The following is a 4,998-nucleotide window of genomic DNA, read 5'->3' on the forward strand; positions in this document are numbered from 1 at the left end:
GACCGGCGCCGTTCGCGTCGCGGCGGGGGCCGGTGCCGTACGAGTCCTCGCGGGGGCGGCGGCCCACGAGTCCCGCCGGGGCCGATGCCGCACGAAATCCCCGCGGGGCCGGCGCTCAGGCCCGGCGGCGTCGGGCCCCGATGGCCCGGGTGAGGAGCGGCGGGAGCAGGTCCTTCGCGAGGCGGCGCCAGCGGGCCGGCTTCGGGGCCGCCGCCTTCGCGGCGGCCGGCGGCGCGGCGACGGGCTCGGCGGGCGGGCGCAGCGGCTGCGGCGCGGGCGGCGCCACCACCCCCTCGTCGCCGATCCGCACCAGCGGCTCCCCGGCCACCACGTCCACGCCGTGCCACAGGTCGGTCCGGCCCTCCAGCCAGGAGAGCAGCGCCGCCTGGTGGGGCACCGGGTCTCCCCAGGTCGCGTAGAGCTTCGAGGCGGACACGGCGATCACGCGCAGCCCGCCGGTGGCCACGGCCGCCCAGACCGCGGCCGCGACGCCGGGGCAGTGCGCGGAGCGGTAGTCGTCGAAGACCACGACGGCGTCCGGGGCGGCGACGAGCCGCGAGGAGGCGATGTCCTGGACCACGTGCTCGTGGAGGTGGGACGCGTCGATGTGCACGAAGCGGCAGCTGCCGGGCCGCACCCGGTCCGCGACCACCGAGGTCGGGGCCTGGATGACGGTCGGCAGGGACGGGTGGAAGGCCAGGTAGTTCGTCTCGAACCCGCGCCGGGTGAGGGTGGGGTAGGAGTCCCGCATCTCCGCCAGGTTGAAGTCGTCGGGCGCGGGCGAGTCGAAGAGGTCGCAGACCGTGAACTCCTCGCCCTCCCGCAGGTATCCGGCGAGGAAGATCGCGCTCTTGCCCATGAACGCGCCCAGTTCGAGGATGTCGCCCGAGGTGTCGGCCGTGTCGTTCTGGCGGGTCAGGAACCAGTCGAAGAGCACCTGGTCGTACGCCGAGAACCAGCCTTTGACCTCGCTGAACGCGCGCGGCTCGGGCGGCGCGGGCTCTGCGTCGGGGGTGGTGACGGGAGCCTGTGAAACATGCTGCACGGAGAGTCATCCTCCAGCGGAATGGCATCGGTTCAACGCTGTTACCCGGCCAGGTATGGAGAAGATAAACCGCCGGGCGGCGTATGGCGAGCCCTTCGGTACTACGCCCTCCGCTTGCCCCGGCCCCGGATCCGGGCGGAACTCACAAACCGCCGCCGCATCCGCCGCAGCCCGCGACGCGTCTGCGCAGGCGCTGGGCCGCGGTGTTGCGTACGCGGCGGGTGCGGGCGGAGAGGGCGAGCAGGGTCAGCGCCTCCGGGGAGCCGAGGGAGCGGGCCGCGGTGTGCTGGCACCAGTCGGAGGCGGCGGCGAGTTCCGCCGGGGACCAGGGCGTACCCGCCGCTATGGCCTTGAGCAGGATCCACTCGCGCAGTCGGCGGGCCGGGAAGGCGTGGCCGTCGAGTACGGGACGCAGGGCGCGGGCCCAGTCGGGGAACTCCGTCCCGGGCCGCAGGCCCACGGCGCGCCGGTCGAGGTGGGTGACCACCGCGCTCTCGGCCATCACCGGGTCCGGGTCGCGCAGCACGGCGGCCACCGCCTCGGCCTCCCCCGCCCCGCCGGCGCTCGCCACGGCCGCCAGCCGGTCGAGGTGCCGGGCGTAGCGCCACCGCCCGGGGACGCCCGCTTCGACGGGTGCCTTCGGGGCGGGCAGCGGGTCCGCCGCGGGCCGGGCGGCGGGCAGGTCGGGCCGGCGGGCGGCCGGCTCGCGGCCCGCCCACGCCGCCGCCGGGTACGCCGGGTCATTCCCGGGCGTCCGGCTCGTCTGGTGATCGCGTCTCCCCATGGGTCCCATTCCACACGACCGGCGTGAACGGGTGGTGCCCCGGGGTGCCCCGGGCGGCCGTGCCGCCGGGGCCGTGTCCTCGGACCTGCTCAGACCTGCTCGAAGTGGAAGGACTTGATGAAGCAGTCCCGGGGCTGGCCAATGGCGAAGAAGACGCAGTCCACCAGCGACTGCGCGGTGAGCGGGTCCTTCGCGGTGCGCGGGGCGCCCTCCCAGTCCGGCGAAAGCGGATCGTGGTTGTCGAAGTCCGGCGGGTAGAGGGAGATCACGCGGACGCCCTCGCCGCGGAGCCTGCGGGAGAGGATCTCGGCGAATCCGGCCTGGGCGCTCTTGGCGGCGTAGAAGGCGTCGTGCGCGTCGGAGCGGTGGTTCCCCTTCTCCCCGCAGGCGGAGACCATGGTCACAATGTCCGGCTTGTCCGACTTCAGGAGCAGCGGGAGGAAGGCCTTGGTCGCCAGCACGGTCCCGGCGGCGCCGGAGGCGATGGTCTCCACGACGTCCTCGTCGGAGGCGGACAGCAGGTCCGTGCCGTGCTGGTAGCGGGATCCGTTGTTGACCAGGACGTCGACGTGCCCGGCGCGGGCGGCGACCGAGGCCGCGAACTCCCGTACGGACGCCGGGTCCGCCAGGTCGCAGGCGTAGGCGTGGACGCGGGTGGCGTCGTGGCCCTGTGCCGCTATCTCGTCGCGTACGCGTTCGGCGCCTTCGAGGGTGCGGGCGGAGAGGTGGACCTCGGCGCCCCGCGCGGCGAACGTCAGGGCCAGGGTCCGGCCGAAGTCCCGTCCTGCGGCGGTGATGACGACGCGGTGGTGTTCGAGGGTCATGTCAGCGCTCCCGTTCGATGTCCGGCTTTCATGATCACATTCACCGGCCGGGGCCGACGGGGCGGGGTATGACCGGGAAGAGCCGGATCCGGACCGATCCGCCGCCCCGCTCCCGGCGGTCAGTTCCGGTGCGCCTCGTGCCCGCCGGCTCCCTGGTCGGACTCGTGGCCCGGCTCCGGCAGCGGGGCGCCGGTCTCCAGCAGGGTCTTGAGGCTGGAGGCGAGCATCGGCCAGGCCCGGGAGCACATGCCGATGAGGGTGCCGCCCGGTACGAACCCCTCGTGCCGGATGGTCAGCCGGGCGAGGGTGTCGCCGACCGGCTCGATCTCGTACGTCACCTTCGTGCGCGGCTCGGCCGCCAGCTCGGCCCGCAGCTCCTCGGCGACGCCCACCGCGGCCGCCCACTGCGGGGTGAAGGTGTGCCAGGTGTAGGAGAGCCTGCGGTCCGGGACGCAGGCCAGGACCACCTGGGCGGGGTCGCTGGTGCGGGCGCCGCGCTCGACCCAGTCCATCCGCGAGCCCACCGCCCAGTCCGTCTCGAAGTCGAGGCCCCAGTAGCGACGGGTGAAGGCCGGCTCGGTCAGGGCCTGCCAGACCCGGGCGGGGTCGGCCTGGATGTAGAGGGTGTAGTCGATCACGCTGTCGGTCATGCCCCCCATGCTGCGGGACCGGCCGCCGCCGACGCGGGATTGCTGCGGGGGCGTCACCAGCGCAGCCCCTGTTCCGGGAGTTCCGTGGGCGGGGTCCGGGGCGGGGCCGGGAGGCACAGGTGGGCGCGGGCCGCGTGCACCGCCGCGAGCTCCTCCCGGCCGGCGGGGCCCCAGTCGCTGAGCTCGCGGACCTGCTCCGCGGTGGCCAGCAGCCGGGCGTACGCCGCGTCCGCGGCCGGGGACACCGCCGTGAGCCGGGCGGCGGTGCGGGCCGCCGCGCCCCGGTCGGCCTGCCGGTAGCCGAGCGGGAGCGCCCCCGCGACGGGTTCCGCCTCCGGGGCCGGCAGGTGCGCGGCGCCGGTGGCGCGGGCGATGAGCAGCAGCACCCGGCCGTCGGGGGCGAACAGCCAGCCGGAGCGTTCCCGTACGGGCAGGTGCGCGGGGACCGGGCCGGGGTGCCAGGTGCCGTGCTGCGGGGTGCGGCGGGTGCGCAGGACGCCGAGCCGGTCCAGGGCGGTGGGGTTGGTGGGGCGGCCGTCCTCCAGCAGGGCGGGGCCGGAGCCGTTGATCCGGGCCCGCAGCGCGGACAGGGCGCGGCGGGCGTCGCCCGCTTCCATCAGGGCGGGCAGGTCGGCGGGCTCGGCGAAGTCGATGCCGGTGATCTCCTGGGCGGGCAGCCGGACGGAGCCGATCCGGTCCGGGGTCCAGGTACCGCCGTCGTAGACGTGCAGGATCTCGCCGGGGAAGCGCATCTCGGGCGGGAAGCCGGGGGTGTCGGCGGAGATCCAGTCCACGGCGAGGCCGCGCGGGTAGTGGCCGTCGATCCCGAGTTCCTCGCGCATCTCGCGGGCGGCGGCCGCGGCGGGCGCCTCCCCCGCGTCCACGGCTCCGCCGGGGAGCAGCCGGTCGGCGCGGTAGTCGACGCTCTGTACGAGGACGCGTCCGTCGGGGTCGGTGACGAGGACGACCGCGCCGGTCCAGAGGGCGGCGCGCGAGGCTCCGTACTCCTCCGGCGTCATCCAGGTGCCGGCGCGCTCGGGGTCGTCGGTCAGCTGGGGCATGGGAACTCCGTTCGCCGTGGGTGGACCCGCCGCCTGTGCAACAGCGGGTGCGGCTCCCGGGTTACGGCGCCGGGCGCCCCGGGGCGGGCTGATCATCTTTACCACCCCTATACCTCCTTATTACCGGGTTATGTCGATCTTGCTACTGTGCGCCGTGCGGACCTGCGGTGTGAAAGCCGCTGGTCCGACCACGTAGCCGGGCCGTACGGGAGGTCGCCGCGCCCGCGATGTCCGCGCCGGTGACCCGCTGGACGGCAAGGCGGCCCGCGGTAGGACGGGAAGCCGCCCGCCGGCCGGGTCCTGGGCGTCGGAGGGCGCGTCCCCCTCACCCGTCCGTGTGAGGGAGCGCGCCGGGTGGGGGTCCCGTGCGGCAGGGTGGGCGGATGCCCTCGCGCCGGACCTCGCCTCCGTCCCTGCCCCTGTCGTCGTCGCGCTCCGGGTGCCGGGCCCTGTCCCGGCCCGTGTCGCTGGCGCTCGCGCTGCTGGTGCTGACCACCGGGTGCGTGACCGTACAGCCGTCGGGGTCCGCGGGTGCGCCTCGGCCCGAACCCGCGTCGGCCCGGCCCGCGCGGGCGCCGGAGGTCCGGCCGGCGCCGCGGGAACTGCCGCTCGGGCCGCTGCCGGAGGCTCCGGC

General features: G+C 75.6%; 5 protein-coding genes and 1 pseudogene. 1 reads left to right on the forward strand and 5 read right to left on the reverse strand.

The window, feature by feature from the left end:
* Positions 1-115: 115 nt before the first annotated feature.
* From ACFV0Q_RS38270 to ACFV0Q_RS38290, 5 genes are all read right to left on the reverse strand, one after another.
* Positions 116-1,045, reverse strand: a complete 930-nt coding sequence (locus ACFV0Q_RS38270) for a class I SAM-dependent methyltransferase (protein WP_385012280.1) — start codon at positions 1,043-1,045, stop codon at positions 116-118.
* Positions 1,046-1,187: 142 nt separating this feature from the next.
* A complete protein-coding gene (locus ACFV0Q_RS38275) occupies positions 1,188-1,829 on the reverse strand; it encodes a hypothetical protein (protein WP_385012281.1) in 642 nt (213 codons plus the stop codon).
* Between the two features lie 89 nt (positions 1,830-1,918).
* On the reverse strand, positions 1,919-2,653 hold the full coding sequence (locus tag ACFV0Q_RS38280; protein WP_385012283.1) for an SDR family oxidoreductase: 735 nt from the start codon (positions 2,651-2,653) through the stop codon (positions 1,919-1,921).
* Positions 2,654-2,772: 119 nt separating this feature from the next.
* Positions 2,773-3,303 carry an SRPBCC family protein gene (locus ACFV0Q_RS38285; RefSeq protein WP_385012285.1) on the reverse strand — a complete coding sequence of 177 codons (531 nt, stop codon included), beginning with the start codon at positions 3,301-3,303 and terminating at the stop codon, positions 2,773-2,775.
* Between the two features lie 53 nt (positions 3,304-3,356).
* Entirely contained in the window at positions 3,357-4,364 is a 1,008-nt protein-coding gene (locus ACFV0Q_RS38290) for an NUDIX domain-containing protein (RefSeq protein WP_385012287.1), read from the reverse strand.
* 383 nt (positions 4,365-4,747) lie between these two features.
* Here ACFV0Q_RS38290 and ACFV0Q_RS38295 point away from each other — a divergent pair.
* Positions 4,748-4,998: pseudogene (locus ACFV0Q_RS38295) on the forward strand (hypothetical protein); the annotation flags it as partial.

Origin of the sequence: Streptomyces sp. NPDC059564 (genome assembly GCF_042735575.1) — a bacterium.
In the GTDB taxonomy this organism is placed as follows: Bacteria; Actinomycetota; Actinomycetes; order Streptomycetales; family Streptomycetaceae; genus Streptomyces.